The 20,759-nt window shown below is 49.7% G+C and carries 24 protein-coding genes and 1 tRNA gene; 2 read left to right on the top strand and 23 right to left on the bottom strand.

All coding sequences use genetic code 11. The features are described from left to right. Window positions 1–12 precede the first annotated feature (12 nt). The 9 genes from JM642_RS03475 to JM642_RS03435 form a co-directional block, all read right to left on the bottom strand. Window positions 13–378 (bottom strand): hypothetical protein, encoded by a 366-nt coding sequence (locus JM642_RS03475; protein WP_203432832.1) that lies wholly within the window; start codon window positions 376–378, stop codon window positions 13–15. Continuing rightward, window positions 375–4,301: a tape measure protein gene (locus tag JM642_RS03470; RefSeq protein ID WP_203432831.1), complete on the bottom strand. Its 3,927-nt coding sequence runs from the start codon at window positions 4,299–4,301 to the stop codon at window positions 375–377. The genes JM642_RS03475 and JM642_RS03470 overlap by 4 nt, the downstream gene beginning before the upstream one ends. 116 nt (window positions 4,302–4,417) lie before the next feature. Then, window positions 4,418–5,164 carry a hypothetical protein gene (locus JM642_RS03465; RefSeq protein ID WP_203432829.1) on the bottom strand — a complete coding sequence of 249 codons (747 nt, stop codon included), beginning with the start codon at window positions 5,162–5,164 and terminating at the stop codon, window positions 4,418–4,420. Between the two features lie 20 nt (window positions 5,165–5,184). Beyond that, window positions 5,185–5,625: a hypothetical protein gene (locus JM642_RS03460; RefSeq protein ID WP_203432827.1), complete on the bottom strand. Its 441-nt coding sequence runs from the start codon at window positions 5,623–5,625 to the stop codon at window positions 5,185–5,187. Next, a complete protein-coding gene (locus tag JM642_RS03455; protein WP_203432825.1) occupies window positions 5,625–6,065 on the bottom strand; it encodes a DUF1320 domain-containing protein in 441 nt (146 codons plus the stop codon). Before JM642_RS03455 ends, JM642_RS03460 begins: the two co-directional genes overlap by 1 nt. Window positions 6,066–6,067: 2 nt before the next feature. Beyond that, entirely contained in the window at window positions 6,068–6,514 is a 447-nt protein-coding gene (locus tag JM642_RS03450) for an HI1506-related protein (RefSeq protein WP_203432823.1), read from the bottom strand. Window positions 6,515–6,584: 70 nt separating this feature from the next. Next, on the bottom strand, window positions 6,585–7,505 hold the full coding sequence (locus JM642_RS03445) for a Mu-like prophage major head subunit gpT family protein (RefSeq protein ID WP_203432821.1): 921 nt from the start codon (window positions 7,503–7,505) through the stop codon (window positions 6,585–6,587). Continuing rightward, complete coding sequence (locus tag JM642_RS03440) at window positions 7,505–8,692, bottom strand: phage protease (protein ID WP_203432819.1); 1,188 nt, start codon at window positions 8,690–8,692, stop codon at window positions 7,505–7,507. The genes JM642_RS03445 and JM642_RS03440 overlap by 1 nt, the downstream gene beginning before the upstream one ends. 76 nt (window positions 8,693–8,768) lie before the next feature. Then, on the bottom strand, window positions 8,769–9,686 hold the full coding sequence (locus JM642_RS03435; protein WP_203432817.1) for a hypothetical protein: 918 nt from the start codon (window positions 9,684–9,686) through the stop codon (window positions 8,769–8,771). A gap of 215 nt (window positions 9,687–9,901) precedes the next feature. Between JM642_RS03435 and JM642_RS03430 the strand changes: the two genes are divergently transcribed. Next, entirely contained in the window at window positions 9,902–10,687 is a 786-nt protein-coding gene (locus JM642_RS03430; protein WP_203432815.1) for a hypothetical protein, read from the top strand. Window positions 10,688–10,844: 157 nt separating this feature from the next. On the opposite strand, the gene JM642_RS03425 is transcribed toward JM642_RS03430, so the two are convergent. From JM642_RS03425 to JM642_RS03410, 4 genes are all read right to left on the bottom strand, one after another. Then, window positions 10,845–11,459, bottom strand: coding sequence for a hypothetical protein (locus JM642_RS03425; protein ID WP_203432813.1), 615 nt, complete (start codon window positions 11,457–11,459; stop codon window positions 10,845–10,847). Between the two features lie 36 nt (window positions 11,460–11,495). Continuing rightward, window positions 11,496–12,158 carry a hypothetical protein gene (locus JM642_RS03420; RefSeq protein WP_203432811.1) on the bottom strand — a complete coding sequence of 221 codons (663 nt, stop codon included), beginning with the start codon at window positions 12,156–12,158 and terminating at the stop codon, window positions 11,496–11,498. After that, on the bottom strand, window positions 12,143–12,364 hold the full coding sequence (locus JM642_RS03415) for a hypothetical protein (protein WP_203432809.1): 222 nt from the start codon (window positions 12,362–12,364) through the stop codon (window positions 12,143–12,145). Before JM642_RS03415 ends, JM642_RS03420 begins: the two co-directional genes overlap by 16 nt. A 186-nt stretch (window positions 12,365–12,550) precedes the next feature. Continuing rightward, window positions 12,551–13,003, bottom strand: a complete 453-nt coding sequence (locus JM642_RS03410; protein WP_203432807.1) for a phage virion morphogenesis protein — start codon at window positions 13,001–13,003, stop codon at window positions 12,551–12,553. A 55-nt stretch (window positions 13,004–13,058) separates the two neighbouring features. On the opposite strand from JM642_RS03410, the gene JM642_RS03405 reads away from it, so the two are divergent. Further along, window positions 13,059–13,146 (top strand) — tRNA-OTHER (locus JM642_RS03405). A gap of 3 nt (window positions 13,147–13,149) precedes the next feature. Here JM642_RS03405 and JM642_RS03400 read toward each other — a convergent pair. The 10 genes from JM642_RS03400 to JM642_RS03355 form a co-directional block, all read right to left on the bottom strand. Continuing rightward, a complete protein-coding gene (locus JM642_RS03400) occupies window positions 13,150–14,487 on the bottom strand; it encodes a phage minor head protein (protein ID WP_203433721.1) in 1,338 nt (445 codons plus the stop codon). A gap of 7 nt (window positions 14,488–14,494) precedes the next feature. Further along, window positions 14,495–16,099 (bottom strand): DUF935 domain-containing protein, encoded by a 1,605-nt coding sequence (locus JM642_RS03395; RefSeq protein ID WP_203432805.1) that lies wholly within the window; start codon window positions 16,097–16,099, stop codon window positions 14,495–14,497. Continuing rightward, window positions 16,099–17,739 carry a hypothetical protein gene (locus tag JM642_RS03390; RefSeq protein ID WP_203432803.1) on the bottom strand — a complete coding sequence of 547 codons (1,641 nt, stop codon included), beginning with the start codon at window positions 17,737–17,739 and terminating at the stop codon, window positions 16,099–16,101. The genes JM642_RS03395 and JM642_RS03390 overlap by 1 nt, the downstream gene beginning before the upstream one ends. Further along, window positions 17,739–18,323 carry a DUF3486 family protein gene (locus tag JM642_RS03385; RefSeq protein WP_203432801.1) on the bottom strand — a complete coding sequence of 195 codons (585 nt, stop codon included), beginning with the start codon at window positions 18,321–18,323 and terminating at the stop codon, window positions 17,739–17,741. The genes JM642_RS03390 and JM642_RS03385 overlap by 1 nt, the downstream gene beginning before the upstream one ends. A gap of 2 nt (window positions 18,324–18,325) precedes the next feature. After that, window positions 18,326–18,622, bottom strand: coding sequence for a helix-turn-helix transcriptional regulator (locus tag JM642_RS03380; protein ID WP_203432799.1), 297 nt, complete (start codon window positions 18,620–18,622; stop codon window positions 18,326–18,328). Beyond that, window positions 18,622–18,969, bottom strand: a complete 348-nt coding sequence (locus tag JM642_RS03375) for a DUF2730 domain-containing protein (protein ID WP_203432797.1) — start codon at window positions 18,967–18,969, stop codon at window positions 18,622–18,624. The genes JM642_RS03380 and JM642_RS03375 overlap by 1 nt, the downstream gene beginning before the upstream one ends. Beyond that, on the bottom strand, window positions 18,966–19,178 hold the full coding sequence (locus JM642_RS03370; RefSeq protein ID WP_203432795.1) for a hypothetical protein: 213 nt from the start codon (window positions 19,176–19,178) through the stop codon (window positions 18,966–18,968). The genes JM642_RS03375 and JM642_RS03370 overlap by 4 nt, the downstream gene beginning before the upstream one ends. A 96-nt stretch (window positions 19,179–19,274) precedes the next feature. Then, window positions 19,275–19,844, bottom strand: coding sequence for a hypothetical protein (locus JM642_RS03365; protein WP_203432793.1), 570 nt, complete (start codon window positions 19,842–19,844; stop codon window positions 19,275–19,277). Next, window positions 19,841–20,437, bottom strand: coding sequence for a lysozyme (locus JM642_RS03360; RefSeq protein WP_203432791.1), 597 nt, complete (start codon window positions 20,435–20,437; stop codon window positions 19,841–19,843). Before JM642_RS03360 ends, JM642_RS03365 begins: the two co-directional genes overlap by 4 nt. Then, entirely contained in the window at window positions 20,427–20,744 is a 318-nt protein-coding gene (locus JM642_RS03355) for a hypothetical protein (protein WP_239000485.1), read from the bottom strand. Before JM642_RS03355 ends, JM642_RS03360 begins: the two co-directional genes overlap by 11 nt. Between the last annotated feature and the right edge of the window lie 15 nt (window positions 20,745–20,759).

Here is a 20,759-nt window from a genome sequence, read left to right as displayed (position 1 = left end):
ATTAAATAGCCTTTAAACAGTGATTAACTTGAGGGTGATGGCATCAACAGCATCGGGGGCGCTGTCGCTGTAGTTAATGGCTGGAGCACCGCTAATGGCTTGTTCGCGGTAATCCCAAATCACGTTAAATACCGTGCCGTTAATATCCAGATTGAAGCTTGTCGCCCCTTTCGTGCTGGCGTGGTTTTCAAGGGCTTCAAATAGGTTGATGGATTCGCCATCACTGAATAACACAATGGAACGCCCAGCCTGTTTAGCCGCTACTTCGATATGCTGCGAACCATCGAGGGCAAACTCACTCGTGCAAACAAAGGGCGTATAACCGATACGGTTAAGCCAAATAAATTGCGGTAGTTGAATAGTGTCTAGGGTGATCATGATGTCGCCTTAATCTGTTCAAGTTCGCCTAAAAACAGTTGCTTAAACTCATCCAATAAATCAGCCTTCAGCACATTACCCGAGGGCATCACCAGTTCTAGTCGATACACCTGCACACTGCCGCCAGTGTTTGGATTGTTGACCGATGGCGCTGGCGCTTGGCTGGCATTGCTGCGCGTGGAATTCGTCGCGGTACTGGCGCTGCTTGATACGCTATCTTTAGCCCGTGCGTTACGTTCAGCAGCCTCGGCTTCGATTTGTTTTAGTTTGGTGGCGTAGATTTGCTGACTGAGTTGCAGGGCTTCTTGGGCACTGGCAATGGACTCATTATCCTGGGCGGTTCGGGCAGCATCGAGCTGCGCCTTAAGCTCGGCCTGTTGCTGCTCATAGCGGCGCTTTTCGATAGCAGCTTGGTTATTGTTGAGCTGATCCATCTCATCTTTGAGACTGCCCAAGGTCGCGTTGATATCGTCACGCAGGCCAAGAATCCGATTGCGGGTTGCATCAATGGCGGACTGCAGCGGCTTAAGTTCTTCATCACCTAATTCACGGATTAAATAGCCGGACTCGCGACTGATTTGATTCACCCGACTAAGGGTTATCGTCGAGCTTTCAAGCTCCTCAGCCCACTTACGCGTCAGCAAGGTTTCATTAATGATCTGCTTTTCGCGGATAAAGGCTTGGTTACTGAGCTGTGCCAGCACGCCCCAAAAGCCAGTATTTACCCGCATATTGTTCATAATGCTTTTGGTCAGCTCATCGAGCCGAGCATTAAGCTTTTCGGTGCTGTCTTGGTTAAAGCTAAATTGCTTATTGAGGTGAGCATACGCACCCGCAAATAGGTTGACATACTCAGTGGCGCGGCCAGTGGTTTCCTCTAATTGCTCAAGCTCTTGGCGCTGCTCAGCTAAGGTTTTGTTGGTCTCTTTGACTTGTTCGTCAGTCTCTTGCTCACCATCTTGCAAGCCGCCCATTAGGCGTTGCAGTACGTTGAGCACTTGCACTAGGCGTTCTTTTTGCTGCAGGTACTCCTCAGCAGTAATGCCGCCATCCTTATAGGCTTTTTCGAGCCTCAGCATCTCATCACTCACTGCGGCATACTTACTTTTGATCTGCTCATAGTTAGCAGCCTCAAGCGCTTGTACTTCGCTAAGCTGCTGAGTTTGCACACTCAGCTTGCCCTGCAGGTTAATGAGTTCCTGTTGCGCTTTGGATTTTTCTTTGCTCGATACCGTCGAGCTATTCATCACATCACGGCATTGTTTTAAGCGCGCTTCGGTTTCGGCAACGGCACGGCTTAACTTCGCCTGTTCAGGTGAGAGTTCTTTAATGCTATCGCTATAGCCGTACTGCTTAGCCGTCAGATCACTTAACTCTTTAGAGAGTCCAAGGGTTGCCGCCTGCGCCTTTAGGGATTCGGGAACCACAGCACCAGTGGCTTCGGCAGCCGTGAGCGCGGCTTTTGCCCACGCTAAAAATGCATCCTTTTGCTGCTCAAGCGGTTCGCGGTTATTACGGATAAGATTAAAAGCAGCCTCAGCCTTATTGGTCGCCTCAATCAAGGCTTGGCTGCTGGTGATGCCTAAGTCTTTATAGGCTTGCTCTAACGCTGCAGTCCCTTTGGCCGTGGCATCGAGGTAGCTTTGCTGCTCCTCAAATTTTGCCCGCAGTTCTGTGAGCAGTTTTACATGGCCCGCATACTCTGATCCCGCTGCTTTTAAAGGTTCTAAGGCCGCATCAATTTGGCGAATAAATCCGCCCATACCGCCTTTAACATCATCAAGGGTTTTAACCTGATCGCTTAAGGTTAAAGTCAGGCGCAGCGCTTCATCGACGGTCAGCTTAATCGGCTCAACCACCTCAACCGCAGTTTGCTTGACTTCCTCCATAGCTTTGGCGGCGTTCTTCCATTTACCGCTGGCATCGTCATAAATCAGCTTGCCGTCATCCACTGCCTTGTTGAACTCGGCCATAGTGGTAAAAGCTACGCCCGTTTGCTCGCTTAAATCCTTAAGGGAAAACGCCAACTGTTTTGCGCTAGCCGCTGCTGTACGTTTGGATTTAGCCAAGGCTTCTTCGGCGATCAGTAGCTCTTGGTACACCCGAGCCAATTCAACCAACTCATTGATTAATGCTAGATACAAACCAGCCTTAGCTGCGGCGGCTAAAGCGGCTTTTAACTTACCTGCCGCTAAGGTGGCAGTTTCACTGGCGACTGTTGTGCCTGCAATGGCTCCGGTATACAAGCGCATTGCACCAATGGCGGCATTAGCACCCGTGATAACATCACTAAAATAGCTACCAACTTTTAAGGCTAAAAATGCCTTAGCCACAAACCCGATTTCATCGCGGTAGTGGTACAGCATGGCCGCGCCATCTTGCACCGCAGAGCCAATGCTCACGATGGTATCGCTGATTTGCTGCGCCCATTGCTGTAAACGGCCGTCGCTTGCCATGGCAGCAAACTCTTGGTTTAGCTGGCTGATTTGCCCCTTAAGCCAATCAAGCGCGCCCGATTGCGCCACTAAGTCGTAAAAGTTTGTGAGATTATCTTTAAGGTTAGAAACTTGGCCACTGAGTAAAGCCATTTGCGCGGCGGCGCTGCCGTTGCTGGCGCGGCCCATCTCATCGATAAGGGCTTGGATAACATCGCGCCCCAGTTTGCCTTGGCTGCTTAACTTCTCTAGTTCGAGGCTATTCTTGCCCGTGACTTTCGCCAGCATGTCCCACACAGGAACGCCGCGCTCAATCAGTTGCAGGATCTCCTCGCCCTGTAATTTCTGTTTTGCCCAGGCTTGGCCCAAAGCCAAGGTGATCCCCTCGACTTCTTGAAACCCTCCACCGAGTTTAAAGGCTTGATCCACAATCGCCTTCATGGTGCCGTTCATCGGGTCAAGGCCAAAAGCTTTGGCTTTTACAAACGCTTGGTTAACTTCATTGAGTTGCAGTGGCACATCGATGGCGAACTGCTTTACCCAAGCGGTCGCTTGGCGGCCAGATTCAAAGCTGCCCATCACGGCATTCATCTGCACGCCTAGGCGCTCGAATTGATCCCCTGTGGCAAAGATGTCTTTAACGGCTTGGGCTACGCGGTCAAAGCCCACATATGCACCCGCCAAGGCGGTCACTTGGCCGATCACACCACGCAGGCTGGCAGCATGATCGCGGGCACTGGCATTGCCTTTATCTAGCTGATTAGCAAACTTATCGACATTGCGGCCAGTACCGTCAAATTCGCTACTTAACTTGCGCTGTGCGGTGGTGAGGTTGTTATAGTCAATGCCCGATTTGGATAAGGCATTTTGCAGCTTAGTGTGGCTGGCCGATTGCTGCGCCAACTCGGTGCGCATCTGCTCCAGCTCTTTTTCGGCCACATCGATGGAGCGGGCCAGCTGCACAAAGGGGGCATCCGTTTGGCTGGCACGCTGCTTTAAGTCCTGCAGTGCTAAGGCCGCCGCCGTCACTGCAAGCTCTTGCTGCTCAAGCTCATTGCGGGAGCGCTTAAAGGTATTGATTAGGTCTTGCTGATTAGCCAGCTCATCGAGCTTATTGGCTAAGGCATTGGCCTTTTGGCTGGTCGATTGGCTGCTATCGCCAACATCATCCAGCCCAGTGGCTAAGGGCTTAAGCTCATTAGTGAGCTGCTCGGTTTGCGTGCGAGTATTGCGGCCGCTTTGGGCAACTTGGTCGAGCTGATTACTTAAGGGATCAAGGCTGTTTTTGAGTTCATCAACTTGATTCGCGCCCGCTTGACTGGCGTCGCTAACGCTATCAATTTCATCGGCTAAGGCTTGTGTCTTAGGATTCGCCGCATCCGACTCGGCCCCGATGCGCTTAAGCTCATCGACCAAGGCGGCAATATGCTGCTTGCCCGTGGCTTCGGCCACGATCCGCAGGGCGAGTTCTAAGGTTTTATCAGCCATGGTTATCTCGTTAATGCTCTCGTTAGTATCTAAATATTCGGTGTTTAAATGGCGGTTAAAGGGTGATTAAAGGGCATGGCGAAATACGGCCATGCCCTTGGGTTAAGCAAAACCGCTTAGGTATCCAACTCTAGGTACTCGAACGGATGGTCCTTACCCGCGACTAACTGGGCTTTACCCGCAAGGGTGGCACTCACAAACTCACTGGCGGCAAAGTCCAATGCAGCTGTGGGTTTTAAGCTGGCATCGAAAATATCGAGCTTAATGGGCTTGCCTGTTTCTAAGTTGGTACCTTCCCCGAACACGCGTGCACGGGTTTGGGCCTTAATACCACCGCGCACCAAGGTACCGCTAATCGCGTTATGCTGGCCTGATACAGTCACTGCACCACCTGCTTCGACCGCACCGCCTTTAAGGGCACGCACTAAACCGAGGGCATAATTAACCTCATAGTCAGTGCCCAGCACTAAGGTGGTCGCGTCTTTCTTTACCGCAAACCCTAGAGTGGCAAAGTTAGTTTTAGGTAACTGCACCCAACGCTGATTATCAGGTAAGGTCACGGCCTCATCGGTTAAGGTACCGCTGCCCGAGTTGACCACTTGGGTATCGCCAAGCAGTGCCATGGCGATCAGTTCGGCGGGTTGATCGTCGAACGACCATTCCACCTCAACTGGCTTGGCAATATTCACCACGCTTAAGGCTTGGCCGTAGCTTTCCTTCTTGCGACTGCCACGCACTTTTTCATCGGCATCGGCTTTGATAGTGAGCTTAGTGGTGTTAATGGGGCCAATGATCCCCGTTGATTGCCCTTGGGCATTTAAGCGGTCAACAAAGAAGTTGCCTGCGACTAATAATCCACTCATGGTGAAATCCTCTTCGGTTGTTAAGGTTTGAATCGTAAAATCACACTTAACGCCATGGGGTAATAACCATGGCTTTTAGTGAAACGGGGTTTAACAGCACTGTTAACGCGCACAAAGGGGCCAAGCATCTGGCCATCAACCTGAGCGGACTTGCCCACCACCGCGTTTAATAGGCTGACTAGCAGCTCACCTGCGGGGCGTTCGTGGATGGATAAACGGCACGCCAGTACCACAAGCCAGGTCTGCTTAACTTGGCTGCTGTTGCCGCCTTGTGCGGTCTCTTGCAAGCCATCACCCAGATACAGCACATGGGCGGCGGGGGTGATTTGGCTACGCTCATCCACTTCGCTTAGCTCATTGGCTTGATAGACCTTTTTCAGCTTCTGGCTAGTGACTAATGGCTCCAGCAATTGGGTTAATGCATCACCCGCAGCCAAGTAGTTATCTTTAATCTCAAACATCAGATAAACCCCTTAGCAGACTTGCGACCAAACACACTGCCCGCGCTTTCGATGCTGATAACTAGCTCGCTTTGGCCTGCGGTTTCGCCCGTCTCGGCCAGCCCTAAACTGATATCGCCCTTACTCACTGCGGTTAAAAACTTCACCACGGCGTTGTAGCGTTTCTCGACTTGTTCAGGGGCTTTATCGCCATACAAAAAGTAACGGGCGATATCGCAGCAGTTACGCTCCAATACGGCGGGAACAGTGGTTAACGGCAGCACGTAACGGCCCGCGATATAGCCATCAATCTCAGCTGATGCATCGCGCAGCGCTTGCTCCAGCAAAGCGAGATTGATTTCCCCTGGCACGCTGTCCTCACGTTCAGTAAGCAGGGTTAAATCCTGCTCACCAAAGCGGCTGAGCATATTGCCAGAGGTGGCGTACATCACTTGCGCCATGGTTATTCACCTGCTGTGTTAGCGGTAAATGCAGCCCATTGCGCATCGCGTTCAGCGGCACTAATGGGTTGCCCTATCAAGGCTTCAAGAGCACTGCACTGCGGCTTACCACTTGAGGTAAAGTGCTCATTGTTTGCCTTGTCGAGCTTGGTAATCGCCTCGGAAAAACTGAGCGGCACTGGCGCTGTGGTGTCTTGGCTGGTTAGTGACGTATCACCGTTTGGAATGTCCAGACTCCCCGGCGAATCCACTGCCATTGAGGTCTCGAAAACCTTAAAGCGGATATCAGCTTTAATCGCTGCGACTTGTTCATCCGACAGCTCGGCCAGCGACAAAGGGTTATCGCCTTTGTTGAAGGCCAACCCCGCACGGCGATAGCCATTGGGCTGACGACTAACCACCATAAGGACTGAAACTTGCTCTTGAGTTTGATCAGAAACTTGGGCCATTTCATTGCTACCTCGTAAAGTGAAAACACAGTGATTGGGTGGCACGTCCCTGTGCCGATTCGATTGACGCTTACAACTGCGGAACCACTAACAGCTCGACCTTGCCTTTCAGCTCGTTCTCCACCGTGGTGCCGTTCTCATCAATAAGCTCTCTGGTCAGTAACTTAGTGGCGGCCTGTTCCAGCGAACTTGGAACAACCAACAAAGTTGGACGGATCTTGAGTTTCTTACCGCCATCACGTTTGAAGGCTTTCATCTTCTCGATGCTGTCCCACAGGTTGGTGGCGTTGAGGGCGCGCTTGTTAGCAAAGGCCATTTGCCAGAAGCCAAAGCCTACTTCACAGCGCATATCGGTACCGAACTGGAACTCGTTGTGAGTCCATACCGCAGGATCAGTTGGATTAAACAAGGTGTTTAAATCCAGCTTGCGGCGCTCTTGGAAGATCACAGGCTTAAGTGGGCGGGTCGTATCGAGTAAGAACCAAGGCTCCCCAGTATAGGCCGCATCTAGGACCATATTGGCCACTGAAACATTGGCCCCAGTGCCATCGTGCTTTTCGTTAACGGGGTGGTCGGTATCAAAAAAGTTCTGCCCGTCGTAACACAAGGTGCTAAAACCAGCGGCTAATAGCTCGAACACCAAATCGTCGGGAAACTCTTCACCTTCCTGCGCTAAGGCTTGCACCATAGGCTTATAGGTACCGATAACCTCATCCTCTACATCATCGCGGCTGATCCCAATGGTGGTTTCAAAGGTACGGTTAGTGATTGAGTAACCGTGCTCCTTGATGGAGTTGATTACACGGGCACCAATCCACTCCCGCATCGTCGGCATCGAGCCTAACCAGCCATAGGTGTTGGACTTAGTATTGCTTGGCACGACTGAGGCAATTTTTAAATACAGTGGCTCAGTCTTGGTCAAAGCATTTTGAAACTCGCTACGCACCATAGTGCGCAGGGCTTGTAATACTGCAGCATTAATCGCGGCCATTATTTTTGCTCCTGTTCAGCGGCTAATGCTTTAGCAAAGTCAGCGTGCGACATGCCCCAAGAATCGGCCAGTTTGATTTGGTCGGCAGTCAGTGCCGCGAGTTTGGTGTCCTTGTCCTTGCTAGGATCGGGAACTGTGGTGGTTTGCTTGGCTGTTAATGCGGCAATAGCCACACGCTCACCCAAGTTGGCGGTGAGTGCCGCCATGGATTGCTTACCTAGGTCGATAAGATATTGGCGCTCACACTCAAAGGCTTTGCCCTCATCGATCGCCGCTTTAACGGTTTGTTCAACCGTAAGCACACCGTTTTCAGCAGTCAGCGCCACCAGCTGCTCGCGCAGTGCATTCACTGTGGCAATGGGCACGTACTTAGTTAGGTCAATGGCTGGCGACTGTACCTGTTGAGATTTGGCACTTAAGGCAGCAACCTCTTGCTTAAGGCCATCCACGCTATTTGCGGCTGTGGTTAGCGTATCGAGCGCAGATAGCGCCGCGACCTCTTGCTCCGCCGTTAAGGCCGTTGCAGCCTCGGGCACATCTACCCCAAGGGCAGCTAAGATTTTTTTCAGTAATGGGTTCACATGGAGTTCCTCCGTGTCGGTGGATTGGCTAGGTTGGTCTGGATTGAGGCTTGTATTAAGAGCAGCCAATGCGGCCAGCGATGCGAGTGGCAACATGCCATCAACGCCTGGGCGGTTGGTTAATGCGGCGGAGTGAATAAATTGCGGGCGGCCAGTGGCCTTGTCGTAACCAAACACTAGGGAGAAATAGCGATATTCCTTAGCGTTAAGGTAGGCGATAGCGTTATCGGTAAAGCGTGGCTTAATAAACAAGCCCTGCCCTTGGCGATATTGCACATCATCGATATTGAACCAGCCAGAAGCAGGCGCAGGCTGGCCATTTTGTTCTTTGTTGAGGGTTTGGTGTTCGTAGTCAATAACCAGATCACCAGCTTTATGGGGGGTATTCGCTTTTAGGGCCGCAAAGGCCGCTGCATCCATCAACCACTTACCACCCGGCACATCATCGGGGCGACCATCGACGGCAGCAAAATGGCCATCAGGTAATGCCTGAATATAGCCATCTTCACCGAACAGAACGCCCGTGGTGTTTGGGTTAATCGCTATGGTGCTACTTAGCGCAGCAACACCAATGGCGATAGTGGTTTTTGGTTTGGACTTTGGCACAATGGCACTCTCAATAACATTGGAGTGCCCATCATGATCGAGTGGAGCTAACTAGCGGATTGGAAAGGTTTCGGGATTAATTCGAGCTATGAGTTAAAATACTGTATTGCTTCTCCACTTTATCCCGTACCTGAGCCTCAAAATAACTCAAGTGATCGAGTTTTTCGCTTAAATATGTAAAAACCAACAACTCATCGAAGATACTACAAACATCATCATAAAAATGTAATGGGTTATTATCCTTAACGGGTATGCCTATATCCCATTGTTTAATGTTACGGATGTTTAATTGAATCCATTTAACATTTGATTTGTCTTCATCAGTGACCTTGATTGGTTTAAAGTTGAGATACTTATCACATATGCGAATAAGTTCGATGTAGAAGTTCTCCAGTGCAAAATAATTACCATTCCCAGTGGAAACCTTTGGGTCATTCTCGATCTCATCTAGCTTCATCATGCATTTGAAAGTATACGATACTAACTTATTTATTTCAGAACGAAAGTGCATCATCAAATACCCATCTTTACAAGGATGACTTTTCACATCTAAGTTTTCTTGTCTATTTGATGGATATAGGTTTTTATACAATTTATTTCTTTCGTTAAAGACCACATTAAACGACTTCTCCAACATATCTAAAAACTTAAAAAACTCTTCGCGATGTTTGTAGTAATTCGCAAACTTATTCTGGGTTTCAGTAGCCTGAATTTGGGCATCGATTTTCTGCATTTGCTGTATGGTTAATGCTGAGCGGTGAGCTGCAACGACTAATCCTATTGAAGGGAAAATAAGAGAAAAGATGGCCAAGGGGAATTTTTGATATGTAAAAAAATTGTCAAGCGCAACTTTAGTGAATGAAGGGTAATAATTTAAATTATTTTCATTATTTATTAATGCAGCTATAACTGACGCCACCAATAGCGGAATAAAAACCGCCAACCAAGTCCAACCATTTTTATACAAAGGCCGCTTAATATCAAACCAATGCATTCCTGACTCCCTTCAAACCGATACCTACCTAATTAAAGGGGCATCATAACCCAATTTAAAGCCCATTTAAATCATCGTTAAAGCGTTTAAGTGGTTTTGTGTTAAGCCGCTGTACCAAGTTGAGAACTACCCTCTTAAAATGCGTTTTAGCACTTTACGCTTTGAACGGCATCGACTTAGAATGATGGCCTCATTTTGATATCCAAGGACGGCGTATGACCACCAATCCCCTTAAGCAACTCCAAGCCGAGCAGGCACAAACACCTCGAACAGAGAAGTCTTTTAAATGGCTCATTGTGTTTCTGGCTATTGTTGCGGTTTGTTTGGTGGCTTTTTACTTTTTAAACTTCCACGGGGGTATCGGGGATAAAGGTGACTTTGGTGCCTTTGGGGATTACTTTGGAGGCGTGCTAAACCCAATCCTTGGTTTTGCTACAGTTAGTCTACTAGTTTGGTCATTAAAGTATCAGATGGATGAACTGGCTCTTACCCGCCAAGTACTGGAAGAAACCCAAAAAGAAGCAGCATTGAGTCGTCAAGCGATGGAAGCTCAGGTGACTCATTTAAAGCAAGATGCAAAACTGACTGAATTACAGGGAGTGTTAAAAGCTCAACTTGATATTATCAACGATCTTCTCACAACTCATGTTCATACCCCAGTTTTCGGTGATTCATCGCAAGGCATCACCTTTGACAATATATTAAATAGTCATACGAATGTTAAACTAGATATGGGCTATGTAAATGAATATTTTAGGAGTGATAATCCAAATCCAATTAAGATCGTTGGAAAGGCTTTGGAAATACAACTAATTCAACTTGGCCATTTATCCATAGCATACTTAAAAGAATCTAGCTCAATGCTTTATGCGTTACCTTACCTTGCAAATGCTACAACACTACTTAGCAAGTTCTATAATTTTCAGCCAAACGAAAGCATAAAAACCTTGTTGTTAGAGATTGATGCACAAATCAGAGAAAGAGATGCGAGCTCGCATTAATAGTAGTGTCAACCACGCCTTCATCATTCTGGTCGATTTAGAAACGCTTTAAGCTTTGTTGATGGATTTAGCTTTTAACACAATGGCACTCTCAATAACATTGGAGTGCCCATCATGATCGAGTGGAGCTAACTAGCGGATTGGAAAGGTTTCGGGATTAATTAGTTGCAGATTTCGTTGCTAATATCCGTTCAGACATCCTTCGACTTGTAATGGCACGGTCATCTCGACGTTTATCAATCTCGGCGACAAGCTTTATCATGCTTGTAACCGGATCATAGTACTGATCCCCAATTGTTCTCAAAGGTAATTTGGCTACTTTCCTTAGCTTGATAGATAACTTATTTGCCAACAATGCTAACTTTGCAAATTCATATTGCCTAGCTTCAAAGAACTCCTCAAAATCAGGAGGGAATGCCGCATGCTCACGTACACCATCAATATATCCTTCTGCATCATGAATACGCTCAGGCAACCACAGAATTTCCCTCATGAGTTCTTGTGGTAGACTACGCCAATCAACATCTTTGCTTGGTAACTCGATTTTTGGAGATACTACCTTAGGGTAATAGTAACCATCTTGATTCGGTTGCCCGTTATCACCACAAACAAAAACGGCTTCATCAAAAAATCTATCAAGGTGCATAGTTACCATAACAGCAAGATAGTACTGTTCTTGTTTTCGCTGGTTTCGTTTATCCCATGCTCCATAGGCCAGATTTAGCATGAAGCCAACAACAACGCCTAATAGTCCGATAAATTCCTTTTCCATAGCGGTATTCTCTAGTTATAAAAATTGACAATTAAGTTATATTTTTTCTTCATAATCGATTAACAATTTATTAATCTCAGATAAGCAAGAAAGGCTATCCTTTTTACAATCATCGATATACTCGAGTCCACGATTACCTTCAAGTAGACCAAAATAATAATGAACCCTCCTCTTGAACAGGAACGTTAAACTAGCGAGACTTACTGATTCTTGGCATTGATTTTCAGTTAAAAAAAATGAGTCAATAACTTTAGCATTCTCATGTAAACTGCTATTTAGTTTAGATAATTCTTCTTTTTTCTTTTTTAGAAAATCAAGTTGGATCTCGTCCGCAGTGAAATTTGGGTCATATTGTTTTCTGTGAAACAGTACTGAAATAGTATCTACAACTTGTCTATAAGTAGTATCTACGAGGACAAATTCCTGTCTAAAGTTGACTAGCTGATTGTATTTCATTGGAGCCTTAACTTGTCTTTTCCATGTTAGTGCCACATTAACTGCGACGAATACACCAACTACCGTCGCAATGTTTGAGAGAACATTCGTAAACTTTACAAGCTTGTCTATATACCCTTCATTTTGCAAAAGTAACCAAAATGCTAAGCCATAAGAAATAATGAAGTAGATAATCCATAGTGGTTTAGTAAAAACAGAACCGAAAGATATGCCACCCAATAGATGTTTTAACTTCTCTTGCAATTGAACCACCACTTAACAGCTAACAGAACGAGAATCATCAGCGGGAGAATAAAATCAGCTCCTGCCTTTTGACTAGTAGATGCGGTGGCAGGCTGATTTCCGTTAACCGTCGTCTGCTCTGACTTCACGGCTGCACCGCCTTCTCCACTATCTGGCTGAGTCGTTCCCCCTCCAGTTTCAAGCTCAAAAGTTTTAATCAAGTTCATGCAACCTCCTGTAATTTTTGCTTATTAGCTGTTCAAAGCGAGCATAACCCAGTTTAAACCCCGTTTAAATCCTTCTTAAATCGTTTAAATGGTTTTTGGATAAGCCGTAATACAAAGTTGAGCAGAGCACCGCTTAAATCGCGTTTTAGGACGTTAGAGCAAACTGCAATGTTTAGGATGCTTTGTTTAAGATAAGTAGGCCCCCAAGATCCCTAACATGGACTGTTCATCCTCACGGCTTACACCTAGGTATGGCCGTGCAGGAATCCCTGCTGGGCCTGCGGGCATATCGTCGGTGCCGCCGAACTGGTGAATAGCGGCATAGATTTTATTGCTACCAATCGCCGCCCAAAAGTCGCCGCTGTCGGCCGTGATGCTGGCAGCGAGTCCGCCAGCACTGGCCTGCAGTATCTTACCGCCTTGGCGTTTGGGGTTGGCTTTGAGGTAGGCATCACTTAAGGATTGCCAAGCTTGACCTGTTACGGGATCGGCCTCGGCCTCAAATGCGCCTTCTGTGGCTGACTCTAGCACGGCGGCAATATCGTTCATGGGTTCGCTTAAGTCATCGAGCTTATCCAGCAAACTCCCGAGTACTTGCAGCACGGGTGAATCACTTAAGACGATTTCTACCTTGTTCATTTTTCATCCTTCACACTGTTAACCGCAGGCTACAGTGATATACTGAACTAGCGAACGATGTGTACTCTTAATTGGTAAAGCAGACTCGATTAAGCGCTTAGGCGTAAGTCGTGTGTATGTGGGTTCGACTCCCACCATATCGTCCGCTATTCCTCCAGCTTGCCCTCTAACAGTTCATACTGTCCGTGCTTTAAGTCCAGCGCATTGATCTTATAAACGTTGATCACCGCATCCATTGCTTGCTGGCGCTTCATCTTCCACGCGCTATTAATGATCACTTTAACCTTACGGCCATCATCCTCAGTGGCATAGACATACAACAAATTCTGGTTCTTGCTATCCCACAGTACGGCCTCGGGTTGTGCCAACATCAAGGGTAATTGCTGATACTCATCCCGAGTTAATGCCACCCCCTCTTTGATATGACGCGGGCTATCTGCGTGCACCAGCTGCTTCTCACCAATGGCAAGTAACGCCGTGGGTTCTGCCCCTAAACGTGCAGTTACCGCAGCTTGAATAGAGGGCGTCATAAAACCTAACGCCTGAACGTCTAAGCCTGGACGCCGTTTTTGTCCTGGATGAGTAGCGAGTACTTCATCCGTCCACTGGGCAAACTGGGCTTGGCGCAGTGGGCTGTTATTGAGTGTTTGAATAAACTGGGCGCGAGTATCGATGGATTGAATACTGCCAAGCTTTTTAGCCACGGCCACATCGGTACCAAAGGCGGCTTCGCCTGGATTATAGGCCCAGCCTAAATCGGGGCTCATGCTGCTGCCATCGGGCAGATCGATCCGTGCATGGGGCACGGTCAATACCTCACCCGTGCCGCGCGCAACTGTCTCGGTATCAAAGCGGTAGATATAGCCTTCGCCATTTTCCACCGTCAGGCCCATGGCCTTCACCTGCGCCTCGGTAAGTGCCCGAACGCGGCAACGACAGCCCCAACCATTTGGGGGATAGATAATGTCCCATATTGGGTCGTCAAAGCGGAACACTTTACCCCTCAGCCGCGCATGGGCTGGCCGTGTTTGACCATCATCTATCGCCACATACTGCCAATAGGGGTGGGTTTTAGTACGCGACAACATGCGCCGATAGCGCCCAGCCATATATGCGGTTTGCAGATTTTGACGGTAGATAGTGTTTAAGCGATAAGGGCTGCCCAGCTGTACCTCTCGGCCATCGACTTCCTTTTTACCCCACCACCCGAGCTTTTCAAGCTGCGGTTTAAGGTTGGCCTGAAACTGCTTAGCGGTTAACCCTTGGCTTAGGGCCGCATCAACCTCATTGCGGATCGCCGTGAGCACATCCATTTGGGTAGCCTTGGCCACCGTAAACGCACGGGCATGGGCGCGGGTCCATACATCTTGCCAATCGTCACTGATGGCAAAACCCTTGGCACGAAAATAAGCCACTGCATCGGCGGGGGGTTGGTTAATAGCAATGCTTAAATCAACGGCTTCAGGCACTCTCTGTGTAGGCATTTGGGGTTTAGGCATTAGCCATACCCCACAGTTCTGCGACAAACATTAACCGCGCGAGTGTTTCGGTAAGCTGCTCGGTATCCATGTTGGGATAGTCCTGTTCCAACTGGGCGCGCAGCTGCTCCGGCTCGCTCTGCAGTTGTGCCAGTAATGGCTCTACCATCGCCATATAGGCTTCACTCATTTGGCCTTGGGTGAGTGCATCGAGCGCCTTATCTAAGGCGGTTTGGCTAGGTTCATTTAACAAGGCATCCGGTTGCTTAGCGGCCTCCTCTTTCGCATAGAGCGCAGCCAAGGCCGTCTGCGGATTTTCATTACCAGCATTAGGATCGTCCTGTTGAATGACCAGCACGGCTTCGCCATTGGCAGGCTTAGGGATACGGGTCTTTTCATGTAGCCAGTTTTGCGGGATCTGCATGCCCATACTCACAAACGCCCGCAGCGGATAGGCCAAGGCGCGTAAATCTTCAGCCTCGGTGGTATCAAACACTAAGCGCGGGTGGCGGCGATGGCTGTGGTAGCTTTTGCAGTTAAGCGCATAGAGGGGCGCAATTAAATCGCGGGTTAAGGTCTCGGCAATCAGCGCAAGGTCGGCATCACGTAGCTCTTGGCGCACTTCGTTATGCACATTACCCAACGCATTGGTGGAGCTTTTACCATCGGCTTGGGTGGTTAAGGTGCCGCCCAAAATCACCTTGCTCATGGTCTTTTCAGCCCATGTCATCATGAGTTCAAACGGATCGGCTTGGCCTGTGGCGGCGCTATGAAAATCCATCACCATGCCCTTGGGCATAATGCCGCCCGCATTGTGGCCAATGCTCATTACCGCGTTTAATAGGGCGCGCTTTTCCGCGTCGTTGGCTCCCGCTGGATACTGACCAATGCGCAGCGGTAAACCGTAGATCTCAAGGAACTCGGCCAAGTCACGCACGCTGTAGTTTTTAAAAATGAATGGCCAAATCAACTGGCGCACCAAACCACTGCGGCTTACATAGCCCGACTTGGCGGGGTGAATATGCTTGATCCAACCAAAGGGCCACAACTCTGCCCCCTCAACACTTGAGTCACGTAGGCGCAGCTCGTTGCGGTGGTCGGGGTGGGTCATAAACCACGAGGGATCGCGATACTCTGGCACCTCGATAAACCACTCGCCCAGCTCACGCGACCAGGCAAGTTCGTGCATGCTAAATCCCTTAAGAATGGCATCACTCATCGACTTAATCAGTGACTTAAGCCAGTTGCCTTCCTCCAGCATTTCTTGCAAGTACTCGGTATCCTGCTTTTCTTGCGCGCTTGGGTTGCGTGGTGGCACAAGATAAAAATCCACACCGAGAAGTGCCCGTTTGCGCTTATCCAGTTCAGCAAATAGATGGCCGTCTTTCTCTTCGATATCCTCGGCTAACTCACATTGGGCGATAAGATCGCCTTGCTCGGCACTCAGTAAAATACTGGCAGCACTGGCGGGGGTTAACCCGCTGCTAGGATGGTTGCTAAAGGTGCGGTGCAGCCCTGCTAGGCGCACATCATCGGTTTGTAGCTCCTTGGCCTCACGCTGTTTAAAGGGGCGACCACTGACGTCTAAAATCCGTGATTCTGTTGTTTTCTCTTGCATTACCAGCAACCTCGCTGCAGTTGATGATCATCATCCTCATGGGCACTTGCATGGGCATTAGGATTGCGGTGATCACTCTTAGGGATAGGGGTAAATTCGATGGGCGCACCATCGAGCGTGGTGGCGTAGACCATCAGGAATAAACTGATCGCAGCATCGCCGTGGCGTTCTTTTTCTTTGCCTGTGCGCACATCACCAAGGCATGGGGTGCCACGTTTGTTAATCACCAGCGCTTGCAAGTCGGCACGGGTATCGTCATCACGGGGAATAGTGAGCAGTGCATCTTCAAAGTGGGACTTAAAGCGCGGCATCTGTTCGCGGTAAAAGCTCTCCGACAGCATGACACATTCGATCACCTCGGAGCCGTAACGGTCTCTGGCGTACTCAGCCAGTGCTTGGCCATTACCGCGTGCATCCATAGCACCACCGCGCAAGCGCGGAAGGCGATCCACAATGTAAAACAGGATCTGCTCTTGTTGGCGAAAGGGAATATTTTTAAGCTCGACCTGCAGCTTGGTTTTAATGTGCAAGTCTTGGGCTATTTCGCCCACATCGATCACGGTTAAGTCGCCACTGCGGGCAAAGTCCTCTCCAAAGACATGGGGGCGTGACTGGTCGAGAGTAAGCAGTATGGGCAGTAGCTCACTACTGCACCAGTCAGCGATCTCGGCAGTTCGTAACCCCTCAGGCCATTCACCAAAGTCGTTCTTTTTCTCAAGCCGAACCACAGGGCCACTGTGTTCAACACTTGCCATGCGCGATTCAATCAAAGCGCGGCTAAGGTATGATCCGCCGCCCGATTTAGGTACGCAGAAGTACTCTTCCAGCGCGTCCTCTTCGGTGGCCGTAGCTTTGAGTAGCTTTGCTTTCCACTCATCCTCAGCCGCTTGGCTCCACGGGATGCCACGGATTTGGCAGATACGTTGATAAAGCCCCTCGACGCAGGCATCGTCCAAGGTAACACGGTGAATGCTGTAGTCTTTTTTGCCTGCGCGGGAATCGTTAATTAGCTCGTTAAATAGGTTATCGATACCGTTGTGGGTAGAGATTAGGCGCACTTTCGCGCCCCACATTGTCAGTGCCAGTGCAGCCTTAAGGACTTCGGCTAAACGGTCGTGGAATGCGGCCTCGTCAATGGTGACATTGCCTTGCATACCGCGCAGGTTAGATGGGTTTGAGCTGAGCGCTTGGATTTTAAAGCCCGAAGCAAAGTAAATGGCAAAGGTCAGGATCTCTTTGCCATCTTGGCCATCATCGACAAACATTTCCTCTTGGATTTCGCCCGCTGCTTTGTCGAAAACCTTGGCCCACATGGCCGCAGCATCGATAAACTCACGTGCCATCTCCTTATTACTACCCACATAAAAGTGGTTAGTCCCTCCTTGACCACGGGCTGCGCCTGCGGTCAGTGCCGCGTCGGCGGCTTCGGCCCACGTTAAGCCGGTGCGGCGGGATTTTTCGGCAATCTTGAGCGGCGACTCATCGGCTATCCAGCGCTTTTGGTACCCGAGCAGGACTTCTTTAGGGTCGAAGCGGCTTAAGCAACTTGCCTCATACGAGGGATCAAAGCTGCTTGCCGTTGGCGTGATGGCTAACGCTACCGCTGTGGCCACACCGAGAACTTTGCTTTTAATCGTCATTATGCAATACCCAAGATTTCATTTTTTAGCTTGGCCACGGCCTCGCGGGTCAAGCCAGCTGACTTGGCCACCTTCTCAGCGGCATTGGCAGCCTCAGCAGCAAAGGCTTGGCGGATCTCTTTCTCGCGCTTATGGCTGGCCATGGCGGCAGCCTCAAGCCGCTGCACCGCTAGCATGGCATCTTTAATCATGCCAACGTCGGCACCTTCGCCCGTTTCAGACTCGTTTAACAGGGCTTTAAATAGCTGTGAACGGGCCATTTCAAGGATCAGTTTGGTTACTTCGCCCGTGGGTTTGTCGCCCAGTTCTGCCGTCCACACTTGGGTGATCTCACGCATTTCCCTTAAGGATTTACCCACGGCCTCCATCTTGGTGGCATAGCGGTTAATGCCAGCGCGAGACAGAAGATTATCCTTAGGCAGCCCTGCTGCTTTGATAAGGGCATTGATTTCTTCAAGTAACTCAGTCTGCTGAATAGAGCCATCGCGCAGCCCAGCATCGAGGCGTTTGCGGATATTTGCAGGCAGCAAATCCACCTTTGAGCGGCGGCCTCGAGTGGGACTGTCGGTATGGAATGCTGCCATGGCTATTCTCCCGCCCGTGGACGCTTAACGCCTGGCACTGTTGCGCGGCCTGTGGCTACATCTTGGCCGCGACCTGTTAGGGTGGCGGTGGTCACTTTACCCACTAACTCAGTTTTAATTAGCCCTTGCTCGACCAGCCAAGCCAGCTGCACCTTTAACGAGTCGCGGCTAATATCGAGGCCATAGGCAATCAAGCCATCTTGTAAGATGGACTCATTGAGTGCGAAGGCTCCCGCCTCGGTCAGTAATCGAAGCACCACTAGGCGTTGGTGCTCATTGATAATTTGCTGCATCGCCATTAATGGCCTCCCTTTGGTATTTGAGATAGTTCATTTTCGAGTAGCATGTCGGTCTTGGTTTCGAGTCGCCTAATGCCTTGCTCCATTGCACCAAAGCGAGCACCTAAGCCTTCGAGGGTTTTATCTAGGGCATGCAGTTCGTCGCGGGTCGGCATGTACTCCAATTGCATTTCGGTTTCGCTTAGGCGCTTGTCGATTTCGGCCACCTTTTGGACCACCTTTTCGTGCTCGATTCGCGGGGTAAAGCGGGTGCTAAACCACGCCATTAACAGGGCGCATAAAACGCTAATCACGCTGCCAATAAAGCCCCAATATTTGCCGAAAAATTCAAATAACGATTCGATCATAAACGCGTCCCATAGCGCTGCTTTTGGCGCTTATCTTCATCCTGTTGGCAACTGATACAGCGCTGGGCTGTGTGTCGTTCTGGCTCCACAGCCTCAAGGCAATCAATGCAAATACCATTGCCCTGAGGCTGTTGTTTTTGGCGGGCGGCATCAATGCAAGCATCACGCTCGCGGGTTTCCATCGTGCTCGCCCAATCGTTTTCGTCCATGCCTATTCCTAATATTTGGCTTATTTTGTTTGGTCTGTTTGGTGTCGTTGCCGCCAATCGTGCAGGGCTTGCCAGTCAAGGTTGCATTGCCCTAAATCAGTGAGTAGCGAGAGCATTAGCCCCGCTGACTTTGAGTTGGATAGGCACTGTTCCTTCTGGGTTTGCAGGCACTGCAATACCTGTGGCGGAACCTGAGTGACGTTGCACTCGCGCATCAGTACTTCGGGCGGCAACACATACTGGGTCTTGTAAGTTGGCACGTAACGCACATCGGGCGGCGCTGTGATACACCCGCACAACATCGTTAGGCACAGCAGCCACACGCCATGCTTGCGTTTGTTCATCTTGGGCGTCCTCAAGTAGCTGGGTCAGTTGGTGATTAAGGTCTTGATTGCGGGTAGCTAACGCGGCCTTTTGCTGCTCAACGCTTTGCACCTGCTGGGCAAGGGTTTCGCCTTCAGTTTTAAGGGCAAAGCGTTCAAGGTTGGCATCTTGCAGCCATACCGCTAGGGTGTCGGCACTCAGTTGCAGGGTGGCATTATCAGCCAACGCTTGAGCGAGTTGGCTTTTAGTGCTTTGTTGCTGCTGGTACATAAGCCCAATAATGACAATGGCAAGCGACAGAAATAACCACTGCACCGTGCTTATGATTTGTGAGGGATTCATTGAGCACTCCCCACTGATAGCGCGAGGCCCGACTCGCTTAAGCCCAGTTGTTTAAGGCATAGCGCTTGCTCTTCTGCTCGGCGTTTAATCAGCCCATTTAGGCGCACTTTGACACCTAGGCGGGTGCCATAGGTCCAACCATTACAGACGCGCTCACCCGCTGGATGTTGAGGCGTGGGGGAGTTGGTAGAACATGCCTGGGTTAACTCCATGCAGGCTCCCACACGATCCCCCGCAAGTAACTTTTTACGCAGAGTTGAGCTGGCAAAGTTGCCGTATCCCGCCCAATGCATAAACGACAGGTAAGCCGCGTGCTCGCCGTCAGTGAGATTTACAGGGGCCGTGAGTTGCAGCAGCTGCTTATCGGCACGGGCGATATCCTTGGCAAAAATCTCCATGCATTGCTGCTCGGTAAAGATTTGCCCAAGCTTTAAGTCTTTGCTTGTATGGCCACGGCAAGCGGTGAGAACGCCCACCGCATCTACATAAACTGTTAGGCTATTGCCCTCCCATTTATCGGTAAGCTGCGCGCCAGTAATCGCCGCCGAGCTTAAGCCTGCGGCCATTAAAAACGCCTTGAGTTTACTGTTCATTCGGCACCTCTATAGCTTGTGCCTTGCGTTGTTCGCGGGCTTTTAAAATGTGTAGATAGGTGACGCCATGCCAGCCCTGGGAGTAATAACTCTGGCGGGTGGCGCTGTGGCTATAAAGTGGGACTTTTTGTTCAAGATCGGTAGTAACCTTAGTTGCAGGCACATTGCCTGCCTGTTCTGCGGCTAAGTGCGCTGCTAACTCAGCACGAAGGCGGGCATTAAAGCCGTCTAAAGCGCATTGCCGATAGACACGGTTTTGAATGCGACTGATGTGAAAGCCAGAGGGTCGCGTGTTCGCGATCGGCATGCTATTAACGCCGCT

The organism is Shewanella sp. LZH-2, assembly GCF_016859145.1.
Lineage (GTDB): Bacteria > Pseudomonadota > Gammaproteobacteria > Enterobacterales > Shewanellaceae > Shewanella > Shewanella xiamenensis.
This window is presented reverse-complemented; position numbering and strand designations above follow the sequence as displayed.